General features: G+C 65.5%; 8 protein-coding genes. 5 read left to right on the top strand and 3 right to left on the bottom strand.

The features are described from left to right. Positions 1-3: 3 nt before the first annotated feature. Both ACLLJI_RS06525 and ACLLJI_RS06520 read right to left on the bottom strand, forming a co-directional pair. A complete protein-coding gene (locus ACLLJI_RS06525) occupies positions 4-1,521 on the bottom strand; it encodes an MFS transporter (protein WP_434621301.1) in 1,518 nt (505 codons plus the stop codon). 123 nt (positions 1,522-1,644) lie between these two features. Then, positions 1,645-2,604 (bottom strand): proteasome assembly chaperone family protein, encoded by a 960-nt coding sequence (locus ACLLJI_RS06520; RefSeq protein WP_434619334.1) that lies wholly within the window; start codon positions 2,602-2,604, stop codon positions 1,645-1,647. A gap of 583 nt (positions 2,605-3,187) precedes the next feature. On the opposite strand from ACLLJI_RS06520, the gene ACLLJI_RS06515 reads away from it, so the two are divergent. From ACLLJI_RS06515 to ACLLJI_RS06495, 5 genes are all read left to right on the top strand, one after another. Then, complete coding sequence (locus ACLLJI_RS06515; RefSeq protein ID WP_434619331.1) at positions 3,188-4,711, top strand: leucyl aminopeptidase; 1,524 nt, start codon at positions 3,188-3,190, stop codon at positions 4,709-4,711. Positions 4,712-4,993: 282 nt separating this feature from the next. After that, positions 4,994-6,376 carry a dihydrolipoyl dehydrogenase gene (lpdA, locus tag ACLLJI_RS06510; RefSeq protein WP_434619328.1) on the top strand — a complete coding sequence of 461 codons (1,383 nt, stop codon included), beginning with the start codon at positions 4,994-4,996 and terminating at the stop codon, positions 6,374-6,376. Between the two features lie 132 nt (positions 6,377-6,508). Continuing rightward, a complete protein-coding gene (sucB, locus tag ACLLJI_RS06505; RefSeq protein ID WP_434619325.1) occupies positions 6,509-8,374 on the top strand; it encodes a 2-oxoglutarate dehydrogenase, E2 component, dihydrolipoamide succinyltransferase in 1,866 nt (621 codons plus the stop codon). A gap of 222 nt (positions 8,375-8,596) precedes the next feature. Next, positions 8,597-10,618, top strand: a complete 2,022-nt coding sequence (locus ACLLJI_RS06500; protein WP_434619322.1) for a DUF222 domain-containing protein — start codon at positions 8,597-8,599, stop codon at positions 10,616-10,618. Between the two features lie 259 nt (positions 10,619-10,877). Next, positions 10,878-11,306 (top strand): OsmC family protein, encoded by a 429-nt coding sequence (locus tag ACLLJI_RS06495; RefSeq protein ID WP_283560755.1) that lies wholly within the window; start codon positions 10,878-10,880, stop codon positions 11,304-11,306. Between the two features lie 279 nt (positions 11,307-11,585). Here ACLLJI_RS06495 and ACLLJI_RS06490 read toward each other — a convergent pair whose 3' ends face one another. Next, a complete protein-coding gene (locus tag ACLLJI_RS06490) occupies positions 11,586-15,326 on the bottom strand; it encodes a S41 family peptidase (protein WP_434619318.1) in 3,741 nt (1,246 codons plus the stop codon). Between the last annotated feature and the right edge of the window lie 161 nt (positions 15,327-15,487).

The following is a 15,487-nucleotide window of genomic DNA, read 5'->3' as shown; positions in this document are numbered from 1 at the left end:
GGATTAATCCGAACCGGCGGAACCGTCCTCCCCAGTACCGTTCTCGGCGGAGCCGTTCCGCCCGGCCCCGTTCCGCCCGGCCCCGTTCCGCCCGGCCCCGTTCTTGCCGGCGGATTTCCCACCAGGCTTCTCCGCCGCGCCATTCCCGGTTCGACCTCCCGCCATTCTGCGCGCATTGGCCCGGGCGCTGCGGACCTCCGCACGGTACTGCTGCCGGCGCCGCCGGTTGTCCCCCATTGCCACCCACAGCGGCGGGACCCGGACACCTTCCAGCGCCATTTGGCGGCGGACAGCCCGGCGGCAGGACAGCACGTAGGACGCACCCACTGCGAGCATGATGAACTGCACCGATAAAGCGATACGGAAGGAATCCAACGAGTACAGATCCCCCTTCGAGAAACCGCTGTTATTGAGCAGATCCAGTACCAGTCCCACGATATACATCGTCAGCAGTGCGGCGCAGAACCCGCCGACGTTGACGATTCCGGTGGCGGTGCCCATCCGGTGTGACGGATTATAAGTGCGGGCAAAGTCGAATCCGATCATCGAGGCCGGTCCACCCAGCGCAAGCACCAGGACCAGAACCAGCAGAAGCCACAGCGGTGCCCTGCCCGGGTATGTCAGGGTGGCCAGCCAAACGACGCCGATCGCGGTGGAAATCAGCAGGACCATGGTGGAACGGCGGAGCGGATGGCGGCCCACCCACCCTCCCAGCAGCGGTCCGCAGATGATTCCCACGACGACGAACAGACTCATAATGCCGGTCACCATCGCCGGCTCCAGCCCTTGGCCGGAGACAAGGAACGGGTAGCCCCACGTCATGATGAAGACAGTGCCGGAAAACTGCGTGGTGAAGTGGCTCCACATGCCCAGCCGGGTTCCGGGCTGTTTCCAGGCCTTGCTCACCGCCGTCGCCGTTTCCCGCAGACCCTGCTGGGTCTTGCCGCTCGGCGTTCCCGCCGGCTGATTGCGCAGCAGCGCGGCGGCGAGCACGAAGGCCAGCAGGGACAGTCCCGCCGCACCCAGAAACGCCGGGCTCCAGCCGAAAGCATGCAGTACCAGCGCGAACGGGATGACACTGATCAGCTGGCCCATCTGGCCCAGCTGCCCCGTCAGCTGCGTCAACAGCGGAACCCGGGTGGCCGGAAACCAGGCGGGGATCAGGCGGAGCACGGCAATAAAGGTCATGGCGTCGCCGGCACCCACCAGCACTCGGCCGAAGATGCCGGCGGAAACGGACGTTGCCGCTGCGAGCTGCAGCTGCCCCAGGCACATCAGCACGGCTCCGGAAGCGATCATCGCCCGCGGCCCGAAGCGGTCCACCAGCACACCCACCGGTATCTGTAGCGCCGCGTAAACCAGCAGCTGCAGCACGGTGAAGGCCGACAGCGCGGAGGCGGTTGCCTCAAATCGGGCGGTGGCTTCCAAACCGGCCACGCCAAAGGAAGTCCGCGCGGTGATCGCAATCAGATAGGCAAAAACACCGACGCCCCAGACAAACCAAGCCCTGCCACTGGAGATGCCGCCGCTCTGCCCCGGCGTGCGGCCGCTGCCGCTGCCGGTCTGGGGTCCGCTGCTCGAATCTTGTCCATGGATGGTTCCGCTACCGCTGGCTTTCACTCATCCATCCTATTCCGGCACGTTTCAGCGGGCGGCCGGTCCGCCGTCGTTCTCCGGATCCTGACTGGCCAGGTACGCCTCCACTGCCGCCCCGAGCGTGTCTGCGTCCGGAAGCTCATCGTTCTCATCCGCCAGCAGGGACCGGCGCGCGGTGCCCTTGGTCCGGTCATCAAACTGGTGTTCCAGATTGTGCACCACTGCTTGGACCTCCGCGGAGCCCTGCGTCTGTTCGGCAATCTGCCGCTCCACATCACGGCCGGCCTCCCGGAGCCGCTCGCTGGGCAGCATCAAGGATGCCACCGCTCCCAGGTGCTCCAGGCCGGCGACGGCGGCGGGCGGGTATTCGGCGTCGGCCAAGTAATGCGGGACGTGGATGGCGTACCCCGCCACGTTCCGCCCGGCCTCCTGTAGCCGGTATTCGAGCAGATGGCCGACGGCGGAGGGCAGGTCAACGGTGGCCTGCCAGGTGGAGATTCCCTCGATCAGCTCCGGCCTGTTGCCATGCACGGTGACGCCGATCGGGCGCGTGTGCGGGACAGGCATCGGGATGGAATGCACCCACGCCACCAGATTAACGTCAAAGCGTTTGACCAGCTTCAGGACCGCACCGCTGAAGCGTTCCCACTGCAGATCGGGCTCATTCCCGGTCAGCAACAAAAACGGCTGGTCCAGCGCATCCTTCATCCGGTACAGGGCAAGACGGGGCTGCTGGTAGTCGGTCAGGCGGTCCTGGGCGAAGGTAATACGCGGACGGCGCGAACGGTAATCAATGAGCTGGTCGATGTCGAAGAAGGCCACCGGCTCGCTGTCCAGATGTCCCAGCAGCTCGGCGGTGATCTGCGACACCACGTGGCCGGCATCGGAGAATCCGGAAAAACCCATCACCATGTTCAAACCGCGCAAATCCTCCTGCTGCAGCAAAACATCATTGACGGCATACAGATCCGACGGCTCCAGAAACGGTGTGTACTCGATATCTTTCACAACTTCCTCCACGGACCAGGGATCCGGTGCTGATTACTGCGGTCTGTAAACTACTGCGGTTCTGTCTCAACTGCTGCGCCGTCAAAAATGCTGCCCGTCTGAACTGTCGTGCCGTTCAAACTGCCGCGCTCTGAAGCTTCTGCTTTACCAGTACAACACCGCGGATGCCCGGAATCATTCCGGATCTGGGCGCTGTCCCTCTCATGCCATGACGTGGGCCTGCACCAACGGTATTTTGCCAACGCTGAGGGCGGCCCGACGGATTTCCCAGGCCCGCCGATTTCCCGGCTACGGCTCGTCCCCGGCGCAGTCCCCCGCCCTGCTTCTCCCCGCCCTGCTTCTCCCCGCCACAGCCGGGGAATGCCTCCAGCCCCAGCGCCAGATCGTTCTGCAACAGTAACCGGAGCCGCCAATTACCACGATATCCGGCCACCGCACCAGAGCGCCTTCGCCGCCGCCCTGCGGGCTGCCTCCTTTGCCGCCCTGCGGGCTGCCTCCTTTGCCGCCGTGGCGGGGCTTCAGACTACGATCATTAGACGAGCCGCTTTAGGTGTCTACCAACAACCAGCGAGGATCAATATTCGTGTTCAAAAATCATGAAGTAACGCTCCGGGCCATTGCCAAAGACCTCAAAAAGGACGAATCACAGGCCCTCGTGATCGGCGTCGGACAGGGCACGGACGGTCCCGTCCTGCTCGACAACCCGCTGCCCGTCAAAGCAGCCAATGCACTGGCCGCCTCCCTGCAGGTCCTGGGCATCACCGGTGCCGCCGACGAGGTGCGTCGGTTGCCCGGCGTCCCCGAGGTGGGCGCCCAGGTTCTGGTGCTTACCGGTGTCGGCAGGCTGACCGGCAACCAGACCAGCGAAGAGGCGCTGCGCCGCGCCGCCGGCTCCGCCGTCCGCCAGTTGGCTGGTGTGGAGTCCGTCGCCGTCGCATTGCCAACGACGACGGTCGGCCAGGCTGCCGCCGTCGCCGAAGGTGCCGCCCTGGGCGCCTACACCTACTCCGGGCTGCGCACCGCTGAAGCCGCCGCGAAGGCGAACGTCGGCTCCGTTACGATCTTCACCCCCGCCGCGGACGATCCCGCACTGGCACCGGCCCTGAAGCGGGCCGCCATCGTCGCTAAGGCGGTCAATGCCACCCGCTCGCTGGTCAACGAACCGCCGAGCCATTTGTACCCGGAGACGTTCGCGGAAGCGGCCAAGGACCTGGCCAAGGGGCTGCCCGTCAAGGTCACGGTGCTGGATGAAAAGCGCCTGGAGCGCGACGGCTACGGCGGCATTCTGGGCGTCGGACAGGGCTCCTCGCGACCGCCGCGCATGGTGAAGGTGGAATACGCACCGACCCGCGCCAAGGTCAAGCTGGCCTTGGTGGGCAAGGGCATCACCTTCGACAGCGGCGGAATCTCACTCAAGCCCGCCGGCAGCATGATGACCATGAAGTGCGACATGGCTGGCGCTGCTGCTGTCCTCAACGCGCTGCTGGCCGTCGCGGAACTGGGCCTGCCGGTCCGGCTGACCGCGTGGCTGTGTCTGGCGGAGAACATGCCGTCCGCCACCGCCACCCGTCCCTCAGATGTGCTGACCATGTTCGGAGGCAAAACCGTCGAGGTCCTGAACACCGACGCCGAGGGACGGCTGGTCATGGCCGACGGCCTCGCTGCCGCTTCGGCCGAACTGCCGGACGCCATCCTGGACGTAGCCACCCTTACCGGCGCCCAGATGGTTGCCTTGGGCAAGCGCGTTTCCGCCGTGATGGGCGACGACGGCGTAAGCGCCGCGGTGAAGGCCGCTGCGGACCGCGCGGGAGAGCTTTTCTGGCCCATGCCGCTGCCCGAGGAACTGCGCCCAACGCTGGATTCACCGGTGGCCGATCTGGCCAACATCGGCGAGAAAATGGGTGGCATGATGACCGCCGCGGTGTTCCTGAACGAATTCGTCGGAGAGAACAAGGACGGCTCCAAAATTCCGTGGGCGCACCTGGACATCGCAGGGCCGGCCTTCAACGAAGGCTCCGCATTCGGCTACACGCCCAAGCAGGCCACTGGTGTCGCCGTGCGCACACTGGTCTCCTACGTCGAGGACGTCCTGGTTCGTACCGCCTGAGCCTGTCCCTGTCTCACATTGCCTGTCATGGCCGGCCGCACTATAGCCGCCGGCTATGACAGGCTGCTCTCATTGCCGCGTGAGACTGAACACATCCGCATCATTCGGGGGCTTCGCGGGTGGAGCATGGTTGCTGTGAAGGATAGGGTGAAGGCTGAAAGCACTGCATCAGGGATTCAGCACCCCACCGGAATCCGGCACTGCATACGTCACACCAAGTCAGTACAAGAACAACAGGACGCGCGACTACGCGCGTCAACCGATACGCGAGGGAGCGTCTAAGTGGCCGATCAGGCAGCTGCGCAAGAATTTGACATCCTGGTTCTCGGGGCTGGGAGCGGCGGCTATGCCGCAGCCCTCCGTGCCGTCCAGCTGGGCTTCACTGTTGGACTTGTCGAGAAAGGCAAGCTGGGCGGAACCTGCCTGCACAACGGTTGTATCCCCACCAAGGCGCTGCTGCACTCTGCGGAACTCGCCGATCATGCCCGCGATGCTGCGAAGTACGGCGTCAATGTCACCCTTGACTCCATTGACATGACCGCGGTCAATGCTTACAAGGACGGCATCGTTGCCGGCAAGTTCAAGGGGCTCTCCGGCCTGATCAAGGGCAAGGGCATCACCGTCATCGAGGGCGAGGGCAGGCTCACCGCGGAGAAAACCGTTACTGTGAACAGAACCGCCTACACCGGTAAGAACATCATTCTGGCCACTGGCTCGTACTCCCGCAGCCTGCCGGGACTGGAAATCGGCGGCAAGGTCATTACCTCCGACACCGCCCTGACCATGGATTACCTGCCCAAGAGCGTCATCGTGCTCGGCGGCGGCGTCATCGGCGTCGAGTTTGCCTCCGTCTGGAAGTCCTTCGGCGTGGACGTCACCATCGTTGAGGGCCTGCCGTCCTTGGTCCCGAACGAGGACGCCGCCATCATCAAGGTGCTGGAGCGCAGCTTCAAAAAGCGCGGCATCAAGTTCAGCACCGGCACGTTCTTCCAGGGCGTGGAGCAGAACGACGACGGCGTCAAGGTGACCCTGGTCGACGGCAAGACGTTCGAGGCGGATCTGCTGCTCGTCGCCGTCGGACGCGGGCCGTCCACGGCGAACCTGGGCTATGAAGAAGCCGGCATCACGATGGACCGCGGATTCGTCATCACCAACGAACGCCTGCACACCGGCGTTGCCAACATTTACGCCGTCGGCGACATTGTCCCCGGCGTACAGTTGGCGCACCGCGGATTTCAGCAGGGCATTTTCGTGGCAGAGGAAATTGCCGGTAAGAGCCCGGTCATTGTCGAGGACATCAACGTCCCGAAGGTCACCTACTGCGATCCCGAAATTGCCTCAGTGGGCCTGAGTGAAAAGGCCGCCAAGGCAAAGTTCGGCGACGACAAGGTCGAAAGCGTCGAGTACAATCTGGCAGGAAACGGCAAAAGCTCCATTCTGGGCACCAGCGGCCTGGTCAAGTTCGTCCGCGAAAAGGACGGCCCCGTCGTCGGCGTTCACATGATCGGTTCGCGCATGGGCGAGCAGATCGGCGAGGCTCAGCTCATCGTGAATTGGGAAGCCTACCCCGAGGATGTTGCGCAGCTGCTCCACGCGCACCCCACGCAGAACGAAGCCCTGGGCGAGGCTGCCATGGCCCTGGCCGGCCACCCGCTGCACGGCTAGTAACAATTGATCAGTGCACCCGGTGTTCCGCACCGGGTGCACTATGCTCAAAGCAGTATTCCATGCGGTATTTCAGGCGTAGAAATACCGATATCAATTCGCATTGCAGATAATAAGGAGAACGGGGACGAAATGTCTGAATCCGTGAACTTACCCGCCCTTGGTGAAAGCGTCACCGAAGGTACCGTCACTCGCTGGCTCAAGCAGGTTGGTGACCGGGTAGAGGTGGACGAGCCCCTGCTCGAAGTCTCCACCGACAAGGTCGACACCGAGATCCCTTCTCCGATCGCCGGTGTGATCGAGGAGATCCTCGTCGCCGAAGACGAGACGGCTGAGGTGGGCGCCCCGCTGGTACGCATCGGCAGCGGCGACTCCGCTGCTGCGACCGAAGAGGCTCCCGAGGCGGCCAAAGCCGCAGCACCGGAAGCGCAAGTTTCACAGGCCGAGGCAGCAGTGCCCTCCACAGATGCCCCCATCGGTTCCGACTCCTCCGCGGCTCAGGCGGCTCCTGCCGGCGGCCCGGCTCCTTCCAAGGGTGCGGACTCCTCCAACGACGGCGAGACGCACGACGTCACTCTCCCCGCTTTGGGTGAGAGCGTGACCGAGGGAACCGTGACCCGCTGGCTCAAGGCCGTCGGCGACTCCGTTGAGGTGGATGAACCCCTCCTCGAGGTCTCCACGGACAAGGTGGACACGGAAATTCCCTCCCCCGTCGCAGGAACGCTGCAGGAAATCCGCGTCAACGAGGATGAGACCGCTGAAGTCGGCTCCGTGCTCGCCGTCATCGGATCCGGCGCCGCCGCACCTGCGGCCGAACCCGCACCGGAGGCCCAGCCGGCTGCCGAGGCCAAGCCTGCCGAGGCCAAAGAGCAGTCCGAGCCTGTCGATACCTCCAGCCCCGAGACGGGCGCCGGTAACGAGGCTCCCGCCCCGGAGGCCGAGGCTCCCTCTGCCGCACCGTCGGCACCTCCGGCCTCGGCGCCGACGGTTTTCACCCCGAAGGATTCCGCGCCGAAGAATGCGGCCGCACAGGCACCGGCCGACGGCGGCGAAGCCGGTTATGTCACCCCGTTGGTCCGCAAACTGGCCAATCAGCACGGCGTCGACTTGGCGTCCGTCACCGGCACCGGCGTCGGGGGACGCATCCGCAAGCAGGACGTCGCCGCCGCCGCCGAGGCAAAGGCCGCGCCCGCACCCAGCCTGGCTCCTGCTGCTGCCTCGGCGCCGTCCGCTCCGGCTGCTGCTGCGGGCGCGTCCGGAGCGCCTGTTTCATCACTGCGCGGCACGGTCCAGAAGGCTCCACGGATCCGTCAGGTCATCGCCCGGCGCATGCGCGAATCCCTGGATGTTTCCACCCAGCTGACGCAGGTGCATGAGGTCGATATGACCAAGATCGCCAAACTGCGCACCGCCGCAAAGGGCACGTTCCAGGCTCAGAACGACGTCAAGCTCACGTTCCTGCCGTTCATTGCCAAGGCTGTCGCCGAAGCGCTAAAACAGCACCCGAAGCTGAACGCCGCATATGACGAGGACAAGCAGGAAATCACGTACCACAACGCCGAGCATCTGGCGATCGCTGTGGATACGGACAAAGGCCTCCTGGTCCCCGTCATCGCCGATGCCGGCAACCTCAATCTTGCCGGCCTCGCTGCCAAGATTGCCGACGTCGCCTCGCGTACACGCAATAACAAGATCGGCCCGGATGAGCTCTCGGGCGGAACCTTCAGCATCACCAACATCGGTTCCGTTGGCGCGCTGTTCGATACGCCGATCATCAATCAGCCGCAGGTCGGCATCCTGGGCACCGGCGCCATTGTCAAACGTCCCGTCGTCATCACCGGCGTGGATGGCGATGACACCATCGCCATCCGCTCAATGATGTACCTGTCCTTGACATACGACCACCGCCTGGTGGACGGCGCCGACGCGGGCCGCTTCCTGCAGACCCTGCGGGCGCGACTGGAAGAGGGCAGCTTCGAGGCTGATCTGGGACTCTAAACTAATAGTTTGCTGTACCGTAAGGGCGTCCATCCCAAGGGGAAGGGCGCCCTTACAGATTTGCATGTCTCGAGACCGTAGCACCACCGGCGCGATGCTCCCAGCAGGCCACGTTGCGGCAGTGGTGACGCCCGGTCGCAGCCGAAATATTCTAAACACTTTATCGAAACTATATTCGATAAAAGACTACCGATTTGTCATGATTAGGAATATACTGGTAGTATGGCTGGCGAACAGAGTTTCGAATCGCTCCTCGAGGAATACCTCGGGAGGCCCGAACACGCCCGCCGCGGCCTCGTCCAAGGCACTCTGACTGCGGGGTCCGCGGTCCCTTTTCTCCCGGAACTGATCTGGGGCCCGAGCCGTCCGGTCACCGACGAGGACCTCCGGCACTCCCTGGTGAACATCCCCGCCGCGGATAACCCCGCGGCGGATAACCGAGTTGTCAATGACGGTGCGATCGTCGACCCGGCCGCCGACGTGCCGGACCCCGACGTGCCGGACCCCGACGTGCAGCCCACGGACCTGCAGCCCACGGCGGACAGTGGCCTGCCGGACCCCGGCCTGCCGGACCCCGGCCTGCCGGACCCGGGCCTGCAGCCGGCGGACGTGGAACCGGCGGATGTACAGCCACCGGTGCTGCCAGAGAGTGATCTGGCGTCCCCGGATGTGCGCCCCGCTGACCTGCAGGTCGAGTCCGTCTGCCGGGCCCTGTTGGCGGGCCTGGTCCGCGAAGAGGACCCCGACAGGCTGGACCCGCTGCGGACCGCCGAGGCCCTGCTGCTCACCGACCCCGCCGGCGGTGATGCCGACCAGAAGCTCGACTACGCCGCCGCAGCCGGGAAAATGGTGTCCTGGGCCCAGGCCATCCAGACCCGGGCCGTCGCCGCGTTCGCCGCAGAACGGCCCCCGCTGCCGGCCGAAACACCACGGCGCTTCACCGTGCCGGCCCGGTCCGAATGGATCAGCGAACGCTCCCGGTACGCGGCAGCGGAAATCGGTGCCGCCCTGCACATCGGCCGCTACAGCGCCCAGCGCCTCCTGGACAACAGCGACTACCTCACCAGCATGCTCCCTGCCACCCTCGCCCAGCACGAGCAGGGCCTCCTGGACCGGGCCCGCGTCCACGCCGTCCTCTCCGGACTCGGCACCACCCCGGCCGAACTCTGGGGCCCGGTCGAAGACGCGATCACCGCCCTCGCACCCTCCCTGACACCCAAAGCCCTGGAACGGCATGCCCGCGAAACGGCGGAGAAACTCGACCCCGAACCCCTCGCCGCCCGGCACGAACGCGCCCGCACCCACCGCGACGTCTGGTTCTTCGCCCAACCCGACGGAATGGCCGAAATCGGTGCACTCCTCCCCGCCGTGGACGCCCGGCGCTTCTACGAAACCATCGACGCCTGGGCCCACCACGCCCAACACGAAGGCGAACCCTCCACCGGCACCACCCCCGGCGGGAAACCCTCCCGCGCGATCAACGAATACCGCGCCGACGTCATGGTCGACCTCTTCAACAACGCCCTGGACCCCGACGACACCGACACCGACACCAGCGACGACACCGACACCAGCGACGACACCGACACCAGCGACTGCACCGACGATACCGACACCGGGAACGCCGGGAAGACCGGCACCGGGAACGCCGGGAAGACCGGCACCAACACCGGGAACGCCGGGAAGACCGCCCGTGGCCGCCGGGGCCGGAAGGCCCCCCGCTACGCACCCGCCCAGATCGCCGTCACCGTCCCCGTCCTGACCCTGATGGGACTGGACGAACGCCCCGGCAACCTCAACGGCTACGGCCCCATCCCCGCCGACCAGGCCCGCGAACTCGCCGGCCAGGCAACCTCCTGGCTCAGGATCCTCACCCACCCCGAAAACGGCACCATCCTCTCCATCGGCCGGACAGCCTACGAACCCGCGGCAGACCTGCGCCGCTGGATCATCAACCGGGACAAAACCTGCCGCGGCATCGGCTGCGACAAACCCGCAAGACTCTGCGACATCGACCACACCATCCCCTACCACCGGCAGACCTACGCCCCCGACGGCACACCCCTGCCCCTGGGCGAAACCAGCGACACCAACCTCGGCCCCCTATGCACAGCCGATCACCACCTCAAAGACGACCCCGGCACCGGCTGGACCGTCACCCAACCAACCCCCGGCGTCTTCATCCACACCTCACCCACCGGACGCGTCTACCCCAACAACCCCGAACCACCACCACCCTTCTGACGCCGCCCCAACAATTGGGATATCGGATATATCCTGTGCGGCATTCGAGTCGCGGTTGGTAAGCACCATAGTTTCGTCCCATTCGAATCTCCGACTCAATCCTGACTGTTGGCGTCCTTTAATAGCCACGAATGGGCGCGGCCTGTGCGAAGAACTGGCTCACGGCATAGGGTGGAATGGTTAGGATGCTTGGACATACCCCGTTGTTGCTGGTGTTTCGTTACTAACACCGGCAGCATCCACGATTATAGGAGTTAGCATGGCGACTACACGCACAGCCCATACCATCTGGAACGGCGACCTACCTACGGGCTCCGGTCAGGTCTCACTCGACACGTCCGGCCTCGGCACCTACGACGTCACATGGAAGGCCCGCGCGGAGCAGGCGGAGGGCAAGACCAGCCCTGAAGAGCTCATCGCCGCGGCACACTCGGCCTGCTTCTCCATGGCGTTCAGCAACATGCTGGGCGAGGAGGGGAAAACGGCCGACGAGGTCCATACCACTGCTGATGTGACGTTCCAGCCAGGAGAAGGAATTACCGGCAGCCATCTGACTCTCAAGGCGAAGGTCCCGGGGCTCAGCGAGGAAGATTTCCAGCGTATTGCGGACAACGCCAAGTCGGGCTGCCCGGTCTCCGCCGCGCTGGCTGGCGTCAACATCACCCTCACCGCCTCGCTGGAGGCCTAGCAATAAATTCCGGGGCTCGGTCGCCGGAGCACGAAGGCCGCGGCACCCCTTGGAACCGCGGCCTTCACTGTCCCTTGCCATCACTTTCCCTTGCCAGCACTGTCCCTTGCCATCACTGCCCGTGCCTCAACTGACCGTGGCCTTCACTGCTCGGGCCCAACTGACCGTGGCCTTCACTGTCCAAGCCGCGACTGACCCCGCTCCACAGACGCGGCGCCCTTTAGACACCTTTGCCCGGCCGACTGGTTTCTTACGGCTACGGCTACAGCTACGGAGGAGTCACTCCGCCGGTGGCCGGGCCGGCAGCTTCCCGGGCTGACGGCTGGGATATCCGGCCAGAGGCGGGGGTGTCTGGGTAGGGATCTCGGCGAGCATCTTTTTGAGCACGCCCACACCGTATTCCAGCTGTGGGTCGGAACCGTCACCGTATGCGTGCGGCGGGAATGGGACTTCGATGTCGGGATCTACCCCGTAGTTTTCCACCTGCCACCCGACTCCCCCACTGAACCAGAACGCATACCTCGGCTGGGTTACCCCCGTGCCGTCAGCAAGCGAGAACTTGCCGTCGATGCCCACCACACCGCCCCATGTGCGCATTCCGACCACGGGACCGATGCCCCGCAGTTTCGCCACCTGGGTGATGATGTCTCCATCCGAGCCGGCAAATTCGTCGGTCAGGAGAACCACGGGTCCCCTCGGCGCCTGCGCCGGATAAATCCCAGGGCGCCGACCTCGCGCCTGCGACCACGCCGTCATCTTCCGTCCGATCAGTTCCGCGACGAGTTGGGAGGTATGGCCGCCGCGATTTCGCCGGACGTCCACAACCAACCCGTCCTGGGCCGTTTCCGTGTCCAGATCCCGGTGCAGCTGCGACCAGCCCCGCGCTTGCATATCCGGAACATGCAGGTAACCGAACCGTCCCTTGGATGCCTGGCGGACGGTGCGGCGGTTTCCCAGCACCCAGTCCTGGTAACGCAACCGCTCTTCATCCTTGACCGGCACGACGGCGATCCGACGCACCTTGCCTGCAAGGTCGTCGTGCCCGGGCCCATTACGGACCGTGAGTTCAACGGTCTTCTCGGCTGCTCCGACCAGAAGCGTTTCGGGACCATTTTCCGGCAACGCCACCCCATCAATGCGCAGCAGTACGTCGCCCGGAATGACTCCCGCCCCGGGCGCACTCAACGGGGAGCGGGCTTGCGGATCCGAAGATTCGCCCGGAAGCACCCGCTCAATTTCCCAGCCGCGGGCGGTGCGTTTGAGATCGGCGCCCAGCCGGCCCTGATGGCCGGAATCCGCTTCTTTGACCACCTTGGGCGTGACGTAGGCGTGGGAGGTGCCCAATTCACCATGCATCTCCCAGAGCAGATCGACCAGATCGTCGTGAGATCCCAGTTTTTCCACGAGTGGCCGATACCGGTCGTAGACGTCCTGCCAGTCGATTCCGGCCATGTCAGCGGTCCAGTAGAAGTCCCGCTGCAGCCGCCAGGCCTCGTCGAAGGCCTGTCCCCAGACCTTGAGCGGCTCCAGCTGGACCCGGATCCGGCTCAGATCGACGGTGATGCTCTCCGCGGAACTTTCCTCGACTTTCGTCGCGGTCGGAACCACGCGGACCTTGCCATCGTGGACCAGCACGATCCGCTTACCGTCCCCGGTGATGCGGTACGCGCTCAACGCGGGAACGAGCGTGCTGACCTCACGCGTCGCGATGTCGAAACGGTCCAGCCGCTGGGCCGCGGGTTGATCGCTGGTAGAGGCCCGGCCGTCGCCGGTAACGCCCTCGGCCGCACCGGCGAGCCAAAGCAGCGCGCCGTCCGCGGCGCTGAGCTTCTCGTAGTTGCCCTGCGGAACCGGGACCGGAACGAGCCGTCCGCTGATCCCCTGCGCGTCAACCACCAGCGGCACGGCGTGGCCCTTGTGCTTGTCCTCGCCCCCGTCAGCCTTGAGTGTCTCCGGCTCCGCGGGTGTGCCTTCCACAGACGGGCCAAAGGGCGACGGCGTTCCGGCGGCGAGCGCGAGCAGGAACGGTTTGGTGGAGGCCGGGAAGCTCAGATCGAATCCGTGCGTGTCGTAGACCGGATCGAAGCTGCGCTGGGATAGGAAGGCGATAAACCGTCCGTCGGGAGTAAACGCCGGGCCGTGGTCGGCGAACCTGCCGTCTGTCAGCTCCAGGATTCCGCTGTCATGTGCGGCTGCGCCGCTGGCGACCAAGTGGTCTTTCACAGGGGCCAGCCGCAGCCTGGAACGGTCGGTATCCGCACCGACGGGTTCCACCCATAGCAGCCAGGCCGAGTCCGGGCTGAAAACCAGCTCGCCGATGGCGCCCGCATCCGTGGCTGCCACTTCCCGCAGGGTTCCTGCCGCGACGTCCAGCAGCAGTACCCGACCAAGTTCGGTTCCCACCGCGGCAAACCTGCCGTCCGGGCTGGCGGCTACTTCGCTGACGCGGACCAGACCGTCGAATTCGATCCGACGGGCGCCGGGCGCCGGATCCCTGAGCCTGCGCGATCCCGCGGTGCTGGGCTGGGTCACGGCGACGGCGGAGTCCCCCGCTCCACCGGCTGGCGGAGAGTCCTGGCGAGCCGGTTCCTCGTCAGGCCAGGCGGGGACCGGCACGGAAACCGCGCCGCCCTGGGCCACCTCGGCGGCGGAAACCGGCCGGGGCAGCGAATCCTGGCGCGATGAATCCGGTGTTGCAGCTTTGACTCCGGTGTCCTCTACCGCGCTGTCCGCATTGGCCCCCAGATTGACCGTCGCATCGGTGCCGGTTCCGCCAATGGCGTCCAATCGGCTGCTGTTCGCGGCCTGCAGGGGGTCGCCGAAAATCCCGACGCCCTCGGTCCAGCTGGCGGCACTGCCGCCGTCGGCGGTTTCATTGCCGCCGTCGGCGGTTTCATTGCCGGGTAGCGCGGCGGCGGAACTTTCCGCAACATCGGCCCGGACATCCTTAATATAGAGGGCCTCGACGCCGCCGTGATCGGCAACATAGACCACCTCGTCGTTGCCCAATGGCCGCACCAGCCGGGTCCGTACGCCCGGGGTGGCCTCCAGGATGCGCGACGGTCCGTCACGGTGCGTCAACCAATGCGCCGTGCCATGGGCCTCCACCGCGCTTGCGCGGCCGGTCAGGTCCGGCACCACTTCGCCGAGATGCTCGCTGACATTCAACGGTCGGGGCCGGCGCCCCGTCGACGCCGAGCCCAAGGTCACGGCCAACGGGACCGGTTCGGCATCAAGACTGGAGAGCAGGAACAGGTCCCCGGCGGACTCGAATATGATCCGCTCGCCATCCGTGGCGGCGTGCCGCACGTAGAACCCTTCGTGGTCCGTGTGCCGCTGCAGGCCGGTGCCGTTCGGCCGGACTGAATAGACGTTCCCGTGGCCTTCATGGTCGGAGAGGAATGCAATTCGGTCACCGATCCACATCGGATCCGTCAGATTGCCGTTCAGACCGGGAACCAGGCGGGAGAATTCCCCGGACCCGTCCGCGTCGATCCACAGTTTCCCGGCGGTGCCACCGCGGTACCGCTTCCACCAGGCCGGTTCGCGTGACAGTACCGAAGAGACGACGACAGGCCTCTCGTCACCTACTTCGCGACCGAACGACACGGCTTCAATCGGCCCGTAAGGCAGCAGCGCCCGGGCCGAGCCATCCGTTTTCAGCGCGTACGCCCAGGTGTGGCGGCTCTCCGCCTGGTCAAAAGCGCTGGTCACCACCACGTCGCCCGCGGCGGTGAATCCCTTGACCTTGGTGCTCTGATGCCCGAAGTAGGTCAGCCGGCGGAAGTCGCCGCCGTCAAGGGATGAGCTGACCACCTCCGGCGCGGAGTCCTGCACGACCGTCCAGATCAACCGGGCGCCGTCGGGGGTGAACCGCGGATTTTTGGCCGGCAGCTGCAGCGACGATACGCGCCACGCCCGTCCGCCGTCCAGCGGCGCCACCCAGACGTCGTCCTCGGCCACGAAGGTGACCAGTTCCCCGTGCAGATGCGGATAACGGAAGTAGCTAGAAGAGGTCATTGTTCGATCTTAGCCACTCAGCCCGCGGGCGCAGGGAGGCCACAGACCGCCCGCGGGCGCAGGGAGGCCACAGACCGCCCGCGGGCGCAGGGAGGCCACAGACCGCCCGCGAGACTTGTTCGCCGCGCGTCATAACTCGGATCCGGCGGGTGTTCCGCACC

The sequence above is a fragment of the Arthrobacter sp. A5 genome (assembly GCF_051131705.1).
Classification (GTDB): domain Bacteria; phylum Actinomycetota; class Actinomycetes; order Actinomycetales; family Micrococcaceae; genus Arthrobacter_M.
The sequence above is the reverse complement of the archived record's forward strand: the minus strand, read 5'-3'. Positions and strand labels throughout refer to the sequence as shown.